The following is a 14185-nucleotide window of genomic DNA, read 5'->3' on the forward strand; positions in this document are numbered from 1 at the left end:
CATGACCCAGCATCAACCGAACCTCAAGGCCGCCAAGATCTCCGGCGGCGTCCACACCGACCAGCGCCACGACTCCGCCCACAAGCACGTCGCCGGCGAGGCGATCTACATCGACGACATGCCGGAACCGGCAGGCACGCTTCATGTCGGCCTCGGCCTGTCCAATGTCGCCCATGGCACGCTGAAGTCGGTCGACCTCGCGGCTGTTCGCGCGGCCCCCGGTGTCGTTGACGTGCTGACCTATGCCGACGTGCCCGGCGAGAACGACGTGTCGCCGAGTGGCATGCATGACGACCCGGTCCTGGCCGAGGGCAAAGTCCAGTTCCATGGCCAGCCGATCTTCGCCGTCGTCGCCACGACCCGCGAGCAAGCCCGCCAGGCGGCGCGCCTTGCCAAGATCGAGTATGAAGAGTTGCCGGCGATCCTTGGTATCTGGGACCTCGACCCCGAGAACGACAAGCAGGTGACGACGCCGCTGACGCTCAATCGCGGCGACGCAGCAGCGGCGATAGCCGCTGCTCCGCGCCGGGTGAAGGGGCGGATGAAGCTCGGCGGCCAGGACCATTTCTATCTCGAAGGTCAGGTCTCGCTCGCCGTGCCCGGCGAGGACGACGAGGTAACTGTCTATTGCTCGACGCAGGGACCGAGCGAGACCCAGCATCTCGTTTCCCATGTGCTCGGCGTTCCGAGCCATGCAGTCCAGGTGGAAGTGCGGCGCATGGGCGGCGGCTTCGGCGGCAAGGAAACCCAGGCCAACCAGTGTGCTGCGATCGCCGCGATCGCCGCCAAGAAGCACAAGCGCGCCGTCAAGGTCCGTCTCGACCGTGACGAGGACATGACCGCCACCGGCAAACGCCACGACTTCGCCATCGACTACGAGGTCGGCTTCGACGATGAGGGCCGCATCCTCGGCGTCGACTACATGTTCGCGCTCAATGCCGGCTTCTCGGCCGATCTGTCGGGTCCGGTGGGCGACCGTGCGCTGTTTCACTGCGACAACGCCTATTTCTACCCCAACGTGCATGCCAAGTCGGCGCCGCTCTACACCAATACGGTGTCGAATACGGCGTTTCGCGGCTTCGGCGGCCCGCAGGGCATGGTCGGTGCCGAGCGCGTCATCGACGAGGTCGCCTTTGCCGTCGGCAAGGACTCGCTCGAAATCCGCAAGCTGAATTTCTACGATCCGATGGGCACGCCGGGCGAGCGCAACCTCACGCCCTACCACCAGAAGGTCGAGGACTGCATCATCCAGCGCATCGTCGCCGAGCTCGAGGACAGCGCGCAATATGCCCGCCGCCGCCGCGAAATCGCGGCGTTCAACGCCAACAGCCGCTTCGTCAAGCGCGGCCTGGCGATGACGCCGGTCAAGTTCGGCATCTCGTTTACCAAGACCGAGTCAAACCAGGCTGGTGCCCTGGTGCATGTCTATTCCGACGGCTCGGTGCACATGAACCATGGCGGTACCGAGATGGGGCAGGGCCTGCATCTCAAGGTGGCGCAGGTGGTGGCGGAAGAGTTCCAGATCGACCTCGACCGGGTGAAGATCACCGCGACCACCACGGCCAAGGTGCCCAACACCGCACCCACGGCAGCATCGTCGGGCGCGGACCTCAACGGCATGGCGGCCCAGGATGCGGCGCGGCAGATCCGCAAGCGGCTGACCGACTTCGCCGCCGAGAAATACCAGGTGCCGGCCGACCAGGTGGTGTTCCTGCCCAACCGCGTGCGCGTCGGCAATCAGGAGATTGCCTTCAACGACCTGGTCAAGCAGGCCTATCTCAACCGCATCCAGCTGTCGGCCGCCGGCCACTACAAGACGCCGAAGATCCATTGGGACCGCAGCAAGGGCAGGGGCCATGCCTTCTACTACTACGCCTATGGCGCGGCCTGCGCCGAGGTATCGGTCGACGTTTTGACCGGCGAATATGTTGTCGAGCGCGCCGACATCCTGCATGACACCGGTCGTTCGTTGAACCGGGCCATCGATATCGGCCAGGTCGAGGGCGGCTTCATCCAGGGCATGGGCTGGTTGACCACCGAAGAGTTGTGGTGGGATGGCAAGGGTCGGCTGCGCACGCATGCGCCGTCGACCTACAAGATCCCGCTCGCTTCCGACCGGCCCAAAGTCTTCAAAGTCGCGCTGACGGACTGGTCCGAGGCTTATGAGCCGACGATCCATCGTTCGAAGGCCGTCGGCGAGCCGCCGCTGCCGCATGGCATGGCAGTGCTGCATGCGCTGTCGGATGCGGTGGCAAGTGTCGCCGACCACAAGATCTGTCCGCGCCTCGACGCTCCGGCGACGCCCGAGCGCGTGCTGATGGCGATCGAACGCCTCCGGGCCGAGGCGGCCCAGGCCAAGTGACCGCGACCGCCAAGAGCCTCCGGGCCTTCCTTGACGCAGCGCCTTCGGTGGCACTGGTCGAGGTGGCCGAGGCCAGGGGCTCGACCCCGCGCGAAAAAGGCGCGTGGATGCTGGTGTCGCCGCAGCGCATCTTCGGCACCATCGGCGGCGGTCAGCTGGAATTCATGGCGATCGATACCGCGCGTGCCATGCTGGCCGGTTCGTCCAAGCGCAGCACGGTCATGGAGCACGTCACCGGCGATCCCGTCCCGGCGCGCTATCTCGACCATACCAGTGAAACCAAAGACAGCCTTACGCTCGACATTCCACTCGGGCCGGAGATCGGCCAGTGCTGCGGCGGCCGCGTCGAGGTTGCCGTCAGGAACGTCGACGAAGCGATGCGCGCCGATCTGCTGGCCGGCGCCGAGGCATCCGACGCGGGACGTCCGCATGTCTATGTCTTCGGCGGCGGCCATGTCGGGCAGGCATTGGCATCGGCCTTCGCGCTCCTGCCGCTCAACGTCGTCGTCGTCGAGACCCGCGCCGACGCGCTCGAAGGCATGCCCGACAATGTCGTCACGCGGCTGACGCCGATGCCGGAAGAGATGGTTCGCGAAGCCCCCTCAGGCTCGGCCTTCGTCGTTCTGACCCACGACCACGCGCTCGACTTCCTGATCGTCGCCGAGGCATTGAAGCGCGATGACACCTGTTATGTCGGCATGATCGGCTCCAAGACCAAGAAGGCGACGTTCAGGAGCTGGTTTCTCAAGACCGCAGGTGGCAGCGACGAACAGTTCGCGGGGCTGATCTGTCCGATCGGCGGTGACGCGGTGAAAGACAAGCGTCCCGCCGTCATTGCGGCGCTCGCCGCAGCCGAGATCATGACCGCGCTTGTCAGGGCGAACTGACCGGCGTGGCGGCAACGAGGCTGGCGGCTATTCGCTTTCCTGGATGTGGGCTTCGAGGACCCACAGCGACTTGTCGAGTGTGCGCGAATAGGCAGTGAAGATATCGGCGGTATCGGCGTCGCCGGCCTCTCCAGTCTCGTCGATGGCCGTGCGCACGCTTTTCGCGGCGTCGGCATAGCGGTCGATCAGAGCTGCGATATGATCCTTGGTCTTGGAGATGTCGGTCGGATAGGGCTTCAGCTTGCTGGCCTCGACGACGACCTGCGAGGTGCCTAGGGCGGCACCGCCGAGCTGGGCGACGCGTTCGGCGATGGTGTCGACGTGTTCGTCCAAATCCTTGCGGAAGCCGTCCAGCATCTCGTGGATGGCGATGAAGTGCGGCCCCTTGACGTTCCAGTGCGCCTGCTTGGTGATCAGCGCCAGGTCGATCGCATCGGCGAGCCGGGCGTTGAGAAGCTCGATCGAAACCTTCTTGGCGTTGGATTTGAGATCGTTGCGCGTCGGATGGGAAATCACGTGCCTGCTCCTTGATGGCTGGTCGCGCCGCCCGGCGGCTGGCAGGCGGCTCACGCAGGCTACAACAGCCATATGACAGTTCGGTTCCGGGCTGGCCCAGTGGAAAATCAAGCTGATCCGGCGTTACGGGCGACGACTTCGAGATAGGCCGCCTGCAGTTCCAGGCGCACGGGAAGCCTTTTTTGCGCTGCCTCCGACAGCGGCTCGCCGAGATGGTCGGTGCGCAGCTCCTCCATGAAGCGCTCCCACATCTCAGGCCCACCCTTTTCCAGCAGTTCGGCGCGGATGCTGAGCTCTTCGCTGACCGGCAGCCATTTGCGGCCCCAGGCGGCGATCTGGGCGAAGACCGGCAGCAACTCTATCGCCATCTCGGTCAGGGAGTAGATCGCCTTCTGCTTGTGGCTGGGATCGTCGGCCTTGCTGATCAGCCCGTCGTCGAGCAGCCGACGCAGCCGGTCGGCGAGTATGTTGGAGGCGATGCCTTCCTCAGACTGCGTCAGCAACTCGCGAAAGTGCCGGCGATTGCCGAACATCATGTCACGCAGAACGATGAGGCTCCATTTGTCGCCGACCACCTCGAGGGTGAGGTTGATCGGACAGCCCGACCGATGCTGTTGGTTCATGCAAAGCGCCTCCAAAAAAACCAGTTGCAATATAAAATCAGTCTGCCTATTTTGCAACCAGTTAGTAAATGCAATCAGTTTGGATCTCTTTCGGCCAGCGAGGAAGACATGAACGGCATTTCAGGAATGGACCGCCGCACGATGATGAAGGGCGCAGCCCTTTCCGCTCTGCTGCTGCCCGCGCCGGCATCGGCGCAGCAGGAACAGTCAGCCGCGGCAAGCGCGACGACAACAGGATCAGGGAGCACGACGATAATGACAGGCAAGTTCGCAACCGACCGCCTCGAGCGGATGCGCAAGGTCATGGCCGGCCACGTCGAAAGCGGCGATGTGCCTGGTCTCGTCTGGGCGGTCAGCCGGGGCGGGGAGATCCATGTCGAGGCAGCGGGGGCGCTGGCGCTCGGCGATACTGCGCCGATGCGGCGCGACAGCATCTTCCGCATCGCCTCGCTCACCAAGCCGGTCACCGCAGTCGCGGCGATGATCCTGGTCGAGGAATCCAGGCTGCGTCTCGACGACCCTGTCGACAAATGGCTGCCCGAGCTTGCCCACCGCAAGGTGCTCAACGCCATCGACGGCCAGCTCACCGACACCGTTCCGGCCAGCCGGCCGATCACGCTGCGCGACCTGCTCACCCTGCGCTTCGGCGTCGGCGCGATCATGGTCTATCCCTTCGCCTATCCGGTGCAGCATGCGATGGCCGAAGCCGGCATCGCGCCAAGTGCCGACCTGTACCGCGGCTCGCCCGATGCCTTCATGAAGGCCGTCGGTTCCCTACCGCTCGCGCATCAGCCGGGTAAGGGTTGGCTCTACCACACCGGCCTCGATGTGGCCGGCGTGCTTGTTGCGCGCGCGGCTGGTCAGCCGCTGTCCGCCTTCATGCAGGAGCGCATCTTCGGCCCGCTCGGCATGAAGGACACCGGCTTCCATGTGCCGGCCGAGAAGGTCGACAGGCTTGCTACCGCCTATTCCAGGGATTTCCAGAGCGGCAAGCTCGGCGTCTATGACGAGGCCAAGGGCGGGCTGTTCGCCAGGCCGGCCATTTTCGAATCCGGTGGCGGCGGGCTTGTCTCTACGGCTGACGACTATCTCGCCTTCCAACGCATGATGCTCGGCAAGGGCAAGCTTGGCAGCCAGCGCATCCTGTCGCGCGCCTCGGTCGAGCTGATGACGTCAGACCAGCTCACCGACGAGCAGAAGGCGAGCGCTGCGATATTCTTCAACGGCAATTCCGGCTGGGGGCTCGGCATGTCGGTCGCGCTCAAGCGCGACAATCTCTTTACGACGCCGGGAAGGTTCGGCTGGGACGGCGGCTATGGCACCTCTGCCTATGCCGACCCGGCCAATGACTTTGCCGGCATCCTGCTGTCCCAGAAGCTGATGGACTCGCCCGAGGCGCCCAAGCACTATGTCGACTTCTGGACCTCGGCCTACCAGGCGATCGAGGGATGAGGTGCCGGCCTAACGTCTTCGCCCGCTTCACTTGCCAGCAAGGATATCCTTGATCAGCTTGTGGCAGCGCTCCGCCATGAAGTCGAGCAGCAGCCGGACCTTCGGGTCCTGCAGCTTCTTGTGCGGATAGACGGCGGCAAACTGCACCGGCGTCGGCGGCGTCTGCGGCAGGATGATCTTCAGCCGCTGGTCGCGGATGAAGGGCTCTACCTCGAAGCGCGGCTTGTTGATGATGCCACGCCCGGCCAGCGCCCAGCCGGTCAGCACGTCGCCGTCGTCGGAATCGAACGGGCCGTGGACCTCGAACTTGGTCGGCCCGTTGGGCGTCTCCAACGTCCAGAAATATTCGCGTGAGCCGGGATAACGCAGCATCAGGCAGTCATGCTTCTTGCCTATCAGCTCATTGGCGCTTTCCGGTTCGCCGCGCTTTTCCAGATATTTGGGTGCTGCGACCAGCACCCGCTCGCATTCCATGATGCCGCGCATCCTGAGGCTGGAATCCTCGATCACGCCGAGCCGGAAGGCAACGTCGAGACCTTCCTTGAGGATATCGACATTGTGGTCCGAAAGCCTGAGCCTGACCTCGATGTCGGGATACTTGTCGTGGAATTCGGGAATGCCCGAGGCGACAAGCCGACGGCCCAGACCGAGCGGGGCGGTGACGCGGATGGTGCCGCGCGGCTGGCCGGAAAGCGCCGAGACGGCGGCTTCGGCCTCGGTGATCGCTTCCAGCACCTGCTTGGCGCCGGAATAGAACACGTTGCCGTGCTCGGTCGGCATCAACTGGCGCGTCGTGCGGTTGAACAGGCGCACGCCGAGGTGCTTCTCCAGCTCCTTGATGCGATTGGAGGCGACCGCCGGCGATATGCGCATGTCGCGGCCCGCGGCGGAGAGATTGCCGAGTTCCACGACGCGAACGAAGACCGCGATATTGTCGAGATATGCCATGCGAGACCGATGGTTCCATAGCCGGCTTGTGCCGTGCAGCGCTACGCTAGTATTTTCCAGATTTTTTTGAAAGTCATCGCGAATCCTTTCACTTCCCCAATGCATCGGGCATCGTAAGATCGGCACGCTGCGAAAAAGGGACGGCGGATGTACGACTTGGCGTTTTTCATGGACTGGGCGAGCTTCGCCGTGCGGTGGCTGCATGTCATCACCGCCATGGCCTGGATCGGCTCGTCGTTCTACTTCATCGCGCTCGATCTCGGGCTGCGCAAGCATGACGGCCTGCCGGTCGGCGCCCATGGCGAGGAATGGCAGGTTCATGGCGGCGGCTTCTACCACATCCAGAAATACCTGGTGGCGCCGGCCCAGATGCCGGAGCACCTGACCTGGTTCAAGTGGGAATCCTACGCCACCTGGCTGTCGGGCTTCACGCTGCTCTGCCTGGTCTATTACGGCGGCGCCGAGCTGTTCCTGATCGACCGCAACGTGCTCGACGTATCGGCGCCTGTCGCCATCGCCATTTCGCTTGCCTCGATCGGCCTCGGCTGGGTGATCTACGACCAGCTCTGCAAGTCGAAACTCGGTGACCACGACACGCTTTTGATGATCGTTCTCTACGTCATCGTGGTGTTCATGAGCTGGGGCTATACACAGCTGTTCACCGGCCGCGCCGCCTTCCTGCATCTCGGCGCCTTTACGGCGACGATCATGTCGGCCAACGTCTTCATCACCATCATCCCGAACCAGAAGATCGTCGTCGCCGACCTCATCGCCGGCCGCAAGCCCGACCCGAAATACGGCAAGATCGCCAAGACGCGCTCGACGCACAACAACTACCTGACCCTGCCGGTCGTGTTCCTGATGCTGTCGAACCACTACCCGCTGGCCTTCGGTACCGAGTTCAACTGGATCATCGCCGCGCTCATCTTCATCATCGGCGTCTTGATCCGCCACTACTTCAACACGGTGCACAAGCGTGAAGGCAACCCGCACTGGACCTGGCTCGCCGCTGCCCTGTTGTTCGTCGTCATCATGTGGCTGTCGACCGTGCCCAAGGTATTGACCGGCGAGGACAAGAACGCCTCCGTCCTCACCGAGCCCTATATTGCCGCAGCCCAGTTCCCCAAGGTTCGTGACACGGTTCTCGGCCGCTGCGCCATGTGCCACGCCAACGAGCCGTCCTACGAAGGCGTCTACCATGCGCCGAAGGGCGTGGTGCTGGAGACCGACAACGCAATCGCCTTGCATGCGCGTGAGATTTACCTGCAGGCTGGCCGCAGCCATGCCATGCCGCCGGCCAACGTGACCCAGATCACACCCGAGGAGCGGGCGTTGCTGGTCGCCTGGTATGAACAGGCGCGCAAGTAGCGCCTGCGACCTACGGATTGAAAGTTCGAGGCGCGCTCGTCGCGCTCACCTTGACGCGCGGCAAAACGGGCCGCGATGTGGCCACGCCAGAAAGCCTGTAGAGTTCGATCATGACCACCACACTCCTTCGCGGCCGTACCTTGTCCTTCCTGCGCTGGCCCGATAGCGCAGACGACCATGCGTCCTATGCCTATGAGGAAGATGGTGCGGTGCTGATGCGCGACGGCAAGATCGCGGCCGTCGGCGCCTATTCGGAGATCGCGGCCCAGGCCGGTGACGCCAAGGTCGTCGACCATCGCCCGCATCTGATCCTGCCCGGCTTCATCGATGGGCATGTCCATATCCCGCAGATGCAGATCATTGCGTCCTATGGCGCCGAGCTGCTGGAATGGCTGAACAAGTACACTTTCCCCGAGGAAACGCGCTTCATCGACACCCAGCATGGCCGCCGCATCGCGCGCCTGTTCCTCGACGAGATGGTGCGCCACGGCACGACGACCGTTGCCGCCTATTGCTCGGTGCACAAGCAGTCGGCCGAGGCGTTCTTCGCCGAATCGCATGAGCGCAACATGCTCAACATCGCCGGCAAGGTGATGATGGACCGCAATGCCCCCGACGGTCTGCTCGATACGCCGCAGGCGAGCTATGACGATACCAAGGCATTGATCAAGGAATGGCACGGCAAGGGCCGCCAGCACTATGCCATTACGCCGCGCTTCGCCATCACATCGACCCCCGAGCAGATGGAGATGGCCGGCCAACTGGCGCGCGAGCATCCCGACCTGCACATCCAGACGCATCTGTCGGAAAACCACGCCGAGATCGCCTTCACCCAGGAGCTCTACCCCTGGTCGCGCGACTATACCGACGTCTACGAACACTACGGCCTGCTCGGCAAACGCACGCTGCTCGGCCACTGCATCCATCTCGGCGAGCGTGAATCCGACGCGATCTCCGAGCATGGCTCGATCGCCGTGTTCTGCCCGACCTCCAACCTGTTCCTTGGCTCGGGCCTGTTCGACTACCAGCGCTACCGCAAGCGTGACAGGCCGCTCCGGATCGCCACCGCCACCGACGTCGGCGGCGGCACCAACTATTCGATGCTGCGCACCATGGACGAGGCCTACAAGGTCATTGCGCTCAACGGCGAGAAGCTGAACCCGCTGGCTTCCTACTGGCAACTGACGCGCGGCAATGCCGAGGCGCTGTCGATAGCAGACAAGGTCGGCACGCTCGACGTCGGCACCGACGCCGACCTCGTGGTGCTTAACGCCCGCGCCACGCCTGGCATGCGGCTCAGGATGGAGCGCTGCGGCACGCTGGCCGAGGAGCTGTTCCTGCTGCAGACGCTCGGCGACGACCGCGCCGTGGTGGAAGTTTATGTCGCAGGCAAAGCCGCCAAGACGACGATGGATCAGGCTGCCTGACCTTGCGTCATTGCCTCGCGTCTGCCATGTGAGCCGTGTCTGACGGAGGAACGGACGATGGCAGCAGCCGAGGACCTGAAAAAGATCGCCGAGCAGGAGGACCGACTGGTCTTTGAGCGCTTCGACGAGGCGGTTGCCTTCGATATCGGCTCGGCCATCCGCGCCCGCGCCGTTGCCGAAAAGCTGCCGATCGTGGTCGACATCAGGCTTTGGGACCGGACCTTGTTTTACTGCGCCCTGCCGGGCTCGACGTGTGGCAACACCGAATGGGCGCGGCGCAAGATCAATGTTGTCAAGGTTTTCCACCGCAGCAGCTACCGCATGGTGCTGACCAAGGCCCGCGAGGACCGTACCTTCCCGATCGGCGAGGCCTTGCCCATCGAAGACTATGTGCTGGCCGGCGGCGGCTTCCCGATCAAGGTCAAGGGCGTCGGTGTCATTGGTGCCATTGCCGTTTCAGGACTGCCGGAGCGCCAGGACCACGAGGTGGTGGTGGCGGCGGTCGCCGAGCATCTCGGCATTCCCAGCCGCGAACTCGCCTTGCCCCCCGTTGCGAACAGCTGAAAGAGTTTGAACGTCCCGATGGCCATGACCGACCCGAAGCAGTTGCTGACCAGCGTTTTCGAAGCCGCCGTGGCGGCCGCCGATCCCGAGCTCACCATCCGCCGCCACCTGCCGGCAAAGCCCAAGGGACGGACGATTGTCATTGGCGCCGGCAAGGGCTCGGCCCAGATGGCGGCCGCTTTCGAAAAAGCCTGGGACGGACCGCTGGAGGGCGTGGTGGTCACCCGCTACGGCTTTGCCGCCCCTTGCGAGCGCATCAGGATTGTCGAGGCCTCGCACCCGGTGCCCGACGCCAACGGCCTCGAAGCGGCGAAGCTTCTGCTCCAGACGATCTCCGGCCTGACCGAGGACGACCTCGTCGTCGCTTTGATCTCGGGCGGCGGCTCGGCGCTGCTGCCGTCGCCGGCGGGGAACCTGACCCTTGCCGATGAGATCGCCGTCAATGAGGCGCTGCTCGCTTCCGGCGCGCCGATCTCGGCGATGAACACCATTCGCAAGCACATTTCGGGCATCAAGGGCGGCCGGCTGGCTGCAGCGGCGCATCCCGCCCGCGTCGTCTCGCTTGTCGTGTCCGACATTCCCGGCGACAATCCGGCTTTGGTAGCCTCGGGTCCGACGGTGCCTGATGAGGCGTCGCGCGCCGATGCGCTGCGCCTGATCGAAACCTACCGCATCGCGCTGCCCGCCAATGTCATGGCCCACATCAACTCGGCTGCCGCCGACGCGCCGCAGCCGACCGACCCGCGCTTCGCCCGCAACGAGGTGCATGTCATCGCCTCTGCCGCCGTGTCGCTCGACGCTGCCGCCGAAGCCGCGCGCATGCAGGGCGTTGAGACCGTTATCCTCTCCGACGCCATCGAGGGCGAGGCACGCGAGGTCGGTGGCGTGCATGCGGCCATCGCCCGCGAAGTCGCGACCCGCAACCGGCCGTTCAACAAGCCGGTGCTGATCCTGTCCGGCGGCGAGACCACGGTGACCCTTAGGGCCAAGGGCAAGGGCGGCCGCAACAGCGAGTTCCTGCTTGCCTTCGCCATCGGCATCGACGGCCTCCAGGGCATCGACGCGCTGGCCGCCGATACCGACGGCATCGACGGTTCCGAGGACAATGCCGGCGCCTTTGCCGACGGCTCCACTGTTTCGCGCATGCATGCTGTCAGCGTCGACGCCAAGGCGATGCTGGCCGGCAACAATGCCTGGACGGCGTTCAACTCGGTGGGCGATCTTTTCGTCCCCGGGCCGACCGGCACCAACGTCAACGACCTCAGGGCGATCCTGATCCGGTAGCTGGCATACGCCTTTTGCCGGGTGGGACGGGTCTGGCCTTGCGTTAGCCTGCCATCATCTCGCGCACCGTCCTGATGTCGGCGACGAAGCGGGCGCGCTCGGCTGCCGCCTCCTGCGGGTCGCGGATGCGCAGGATGTAGGACGGGTGGATCGTCAGGAAAACGGCGAGGCCGTCGTCGCGTTTGATGGTCTGCCCGCGCTGTTTGGTGATCGCCACTGGCGCCTCCAGCAGCGACTGGGCCGCGGTCGCGCCGAGCGCCACCATCAGCTTCGGCTTTAGCAGCGTCAACTCCTGCGCCAGCCACCAGCGGCAAGCCTGCACCTCGCCGGCATTGGGCTTGCTGTGGATGCGACGCTTGCCGCGCGGTTCGAACTTGAAGTGCTTGACGGCATTGGTGACGTAGACTGCCGTCCGCTCGATGCCGGCTTCGCCGAGCACCGCGTCGAAGATCTTGCCGGCCGGGCCGACGAATGGCCGGCCCTGCAGGTCCTCCTGGTCACCGGGCTGCTCGCCGACAAACACCAGTTCGGCATTGTCAGAACCCTCGCCGAACACCGTCTGCGTCGCCTCGCTCCACAGCGGACAGCGCCGGCACTGGCTTGCTTGCTGGCGCAGAGCGTCGATCGAATGCGCCTCTGTCTCCGGCGACGGCTCCAAAGCCGGCCAGTGTCTGGCTTGTATCGCCTGGTGATGCGCTGCGGGCATCGTCGGCATCCTCGCGATCATTTCCCGGGCAGCCGCGTCGGCGCCTGATATCAGCTCCGGAATGAGCGACGCCTCGGGAAGGTTCCGCCAATACTTCTTGGGCATCTCCGCCTGCATCGCCTTCACCTTGAGGCGGGCGGGATTGAAGATGCTGGCGAAATAGGTCCGCCACATCTCCTCCGACTGGTCGGCGGCGGGCGCATCATCCTTCGAAGCGCCGGGGCCTAGCGCCAGTCTTTCGCGGTCCCATTCAGCCGAGCCGTGTGGCGTCAGGATCGCCCAGTGCATGCCGGTAAAGCGACGCACGAAGAACGGTGCTGCCAATTCGAGGATGAAGTGGTCAGGCTCGAACCAGGCGACGAAGCGCTCTTCGTCACCGTCGCCGATCTTCCGGAAACGGACGAAGGCATGCATCTTGTGCTCGTCGCGCCTGACCGACTTTTCCATCGCCTCGAAGCGGCGCACGTCGGGGTCGGAGGCGATGCGGAGCAAATGAGGCTCGCTGCGCTGCCGCCACAGCAGCCGATAGAGCAGTGCGAAACGTTCGCTGTCGGAATGGCAGGTGACGATGGCCGCGCGCTCGATGAAATCTCGGGAGACCCTGAGTTCGACGCCCGGGGTCGGCGCCGGCAGCTCGTCCCCTTCGCCGCCGACATGCCATTCGATGTCCTCGGGCTTCACCTCGTTGGTGCTCAGCCTGCGTGCCGCATCGCGCCAGCCGTCGAAGTCGGTCGGGCCGGCGAGATGCACGGCGTAGGCGGCCAGTGGGAAGGCGGGTTGGCCGGTCATCGGAACAGCTCGAGTTGCCGCGGCTTCGGCGCAATCGCCTCGCGCAGCCGTGCAGCGTCGGTGGCGGCGCCCGGCGACCAGCCGTCGGCGACGATGAACGGGCGGACCTTGGTGATGGATTGGCAAAGACGGCCAACGTCATCGAGCCGCAACCGCTTGAAGCGGCGGGTCTCCAGGATACGCTCCACTGCGCGCGTGCCGAGGCCCGGGATGCGCAGCAGCCTCTCCTTGTCGGCGCGGTTGACGTCGAGGGGAAAGGAGGCGCGGTTGCGCAGCGCCCAGGCGAGCTTGGGGTCGATCTCCAGTTCGAGCATGCCGTCAGGCGTGCCGTCGAGGATCTCGCCCTGTTCAAAGCCGTAGAAGCGCATCAGCCAATCTGCCTGGTAGAGCCGGTGTTCGCGCATCAGCGGCGGCTTCCTCAGGGGCAGGGCAGAGGAGGCGTCGGGGATCGGGCTGAAGGCGGAATAGTAGACGCGGCGCAACTGGTAGCTGCCATAGAGCCGGGCGCTGGTCTTGAGGATGCGGGCATCTGAAGTGGCGTCGGCGCCGACGATCATCTGCGTCGACTGCCCGCCCGGTGCAAAACGCTCGCGAGTCTTCGTCCTCAGCGTCGGTTCCGCCTTCTCCTCGATCTTCGAACGCAGCTTTGCCATCGAGACGCGGATCGTCTCCGGCCGTTTTTCCGGCGCCAGCCGCTTCACGCCCTCATCGGTCGGCAGTTCGACATTTATCGACAGGCGATCGGCATAGAGGCCTGCCTTCTCGATCAGCTCGGCAGACGCCTCGGGGATGGTCTTGAGATGGATGTAGCCTGCGAATTTCTCGTCGAGCCTCAGCCGCCGCGCCACCTCCACCATCTCCGTCATGGTCTCGTCGGGCGAGCGAATGACGCCTGACGAGAGGAACAATCCCTCGATGTAATTGCGCTTGTAAAAATCCATGGTCAGCCGCACCACTTCGTCGACCGTGAAGCGGGCGCGGCGGACATTGGAGGACGAACGGTTGATGCAGTAGCTGCAGTCGTAGATGCAGAAATTGGTCAGCAGGATCTTGAGCAGCGAGATGCAGCGGCCGTCGGGGGCGTAGGAGTGGCAGATGCCCATGCCCTCGGTCGAGCCGATGCCGCCAGACTTGAGCGAGTCGCGCCCGCCGGCGCCTGACGAGGCGCAGGAAGCGTCATACTTCGCGGCGTCGGAAAGGATCGCGAGTTTCTCGCGGGTCGAAAGAACTGCCATTTGTTCATGCTATGTTCTTTTTGC

General features: G+C 64.5%; 12 protein-coding genes. 7 read left to right on the forward strand and 5 right to left on the reverse strand.

Annotation, left to right across the window (positions count from 1 at the left end):
* The first annotated feature begins 1 nt into the window (after position 1).
* Positions 2–2362, forward strand: a complete 2361-nt coding sequence (gene xdhB / locus HNQ95_RS22025) for a xanthine dehydrogenase molybdopterin binding subunit (RefSeq protein WP_182575214.1) — start codon at positions 2–4, stop codon at positions 2360–2362.
* Entirely contained in the window at positions 2359–3249 is an 891-nt protein-coding gene (gene xdhC, locus HNQ95_RS22030) for a xanthine dehydrogenase accessory protein XdhC (RefSeq protein WP_067958042.1), read from the forward strand. Before xdhB ends, xdhC begins: the two co-directional genes overlap by 4 nt.
* 27 nt (positions 3250–3276) lie before the next feature.
* Here the strand turns inward: xdhC and dps are convergent, their stop codons facing one another.
* On the reverse strand, positions 3277–3765 hold the full coding sequence (gene dps / locus HNQ95_RS22035) for a DNA starvation/stationary phase protection protein Dps (protein WP_312870959.1): 489 nt from the start codon (positions 3763–3765) through the stop codon (positions 3277–3279).
* A gap of 107 nt (positions 3766–3872) precedes the next feature.
* The gene (locus HNQ95_RS22040) at positions 3873–4388 is read right to left on the reverse strand and encodes a winged helix-turn-helix transcriptional regulator (protein WP_067958048.1); all 516 of its coding nucleotides are present in this window, start codon (positions 4386–4388) and stop codon (positions 3873–3875) included.
* Positions 4389–4514: 126 nt separating this feature from the next.
* Here HNQ95_RS22040 and HNQ95_RS22045 point away from each other — a divergent pair, with 126 nt between their 5' ends.
* Entirely contained in the window at positions 4515–5840 is a 1326-nt protein-coding gene (locus HNQ95_RS22045; protein WP_246719262.1) for a serine hydrolase domain-containing protein, read from the forward strand.
* A 27-nt stretch (positions 5841–5867) separates the two neighbouring features.
* Here HNQ95_RS22045 and HNQ95_RS22050 read toward each other — a convergent pair whose 3' ends face one another.
* The gene (locus tag HNQ95_RS22050) at positions 5868–6788 is read right to left on the reverse strand and encodes a LysR family transcriptional regulator (protein WP_067958054.1); all 921 of its coding nucleotides are present in this window, start codon (positions 6786–6788) and stop codon (positions 5868–5870) included.
* A gap of 147 nt (positions 6789–6935) precedes the next feature.
* On the opposite strand from HNQ95_RS22050, the gene HNQ95_RS22055 reads away from it, so the two are divergent.
* From HNQ95_RS22055 to HNQ95_RS22070, 4 genes are all read left to right on the forward strand, one after another.
* A complete protein-coding gene (locus tag HNQ95_RS22055) occupies positions 6936–8156 on the forward strand; it encodes a urate hydroxylase PuuD (protein ID WP_067958057.1) in 1221 nt (406 codons plus the stop codon).
* Positions 8157–8266: 110 nt separating this feature from the next.
* A complete protein-coding gene (gene guaD, locus HNQ95_RS22060; RefSeq protein WP_182575211.1) occupies positions 8267–9583 on the forward strand; it encodes a guanine deaminase in 1317 nt (438 codons plus the stop codon).
* 57 nt (positions 9584–9640) lie between these two features.
* Positions 9641–10147 (forward strand): heme-degrading domain-containing protein, encoded by a 507-nt coding sequence (locus tag HNQ95_RS22065; RefSeq protein ID WP_067958063.1) that lies wholly within the window; start codon positions 9641–9643, stop codon positions 10145–10147.
* An 18-nt stretch (positions 10148–10165) separates the two neighbouring features.
* The gene (locus HNQ95_RS22070) at positions 10166–11431 is read left to right on the forward strand and encodes a glycerate kinase type-2 family protein (protein ID WP_182575210.1); all 1266 of its coding nucleotides are present in this window, start codon (positions 10166–10168) and stop codon (positions 11429–11431) included.
* Positions 11432–11474: 43 nt separating this feature from the next.
* Here HNQ95_RS22070 and HNQ95_RS22075 read toward each other — a convergent pair whose 3' ends face one another.
* The gene (locus HNQ95_RS22075; RefSeq protein ID WP_182575209.1) at positions 11475–12926 is read right to left on the reverse strand and encodes a UdgX family uracil-DNA binding protein; all 1452 of its coding nucleotides are present in this window, start codon (positions 12924–12926) and stop codon (positions 11475–11477) included.
* Entirely contained in the window at positions 12923–14161 is a 1239-nt protein-coding gene (locus HNQ95_RS22080; RefSeq protein ID WP_182575208.1) for a putative DNA modification/repair radical SAM protein, read from the reverse strand. Before HNQ95_RS22080 ends, HNQ95_RS22075 begins: the two co-directional genes overlap by 4 nt.
* Positions 14162–14185 lie beyond the last annotated feature (24 nt).

The organism is Aminobacter ciceronei (assembly GCF_014138625.1).
GTDB lineage: Bacteria > Pseudomonadota > Alphaproteobacteria > Rhizobiales > Rhizobiaceae > Aminobacter > Aminobacter ciceronei.

Coding starts and splice junctions, on each gene's coding strand:
- HNQ95_RS22080 (WP_182575208.1), bottom strand. CDS start 14,161: ATGGCAGTTCTTTCGACCCGCGAGAAACTCGCGATCCTTTCCGACGCC.
- HNQ95_RS22045 (WP_246719262.1), top strand. CDS start 4,515: ATGGACCGCCGCACGATGATGAAGGGCGCAGCCCTTTCCGCTCTGCTG.
- HNQ95_RS22070 (WP_182575210.1), top strand. CDS start 10,166: ATGGCCATGACCGACCCGAAGCAGTTGCTGACCAGCGTTTTCGAAGCC.
- guaD (WP_182575211.1), top strand. CDS start 8,267: ATGACCACCACACTCCTTCGCGGCCGTACCTTGTCCTTCCTGCGCTGG.
- HNQ95_RS22075 (WP_182575209.1), bottom strand. CDS start 12,926: ATGACCGGCCAACCCGCCTTCCCACTGGCCGCCTACGCCGTGCATCTC.
- HNQ95_RS22040 (WP_067958048.1), bottom strand. CDS start 4,388: ATGAACCAACAGCATCGGTCGGGCTGTCCGATCAACCTCACCCTCGAG.
- HNQ95_RS22055 (WP_067958057.1), top strand. CDS start 6,936: ATGTACGACTTGGCGTTTTTCATGGACTGGGCGAGCTTCGCCGTGCGG.
- HNQ95_RS22050 (WP_067958054.1), bottom strand. CDS start 6,788: ATGGCATATCTCGACAATATCGCGGTCTTCGTTCGCGTCGTGGAACTC.
- HNQ95_RS22065 (WP_067958063.1), top strand. CDS start 9,641: ATGGCAGCAGCCGAGGACCTGAAAAAGATCGCCGAGCAGGAGGACCGA.
- xdhB (WP_182575214.1), top strand. CDS start 2: ATGACCCAGCATCAACCGAACCTCAAGGCCGCCAAGATCTCCGGCGGC.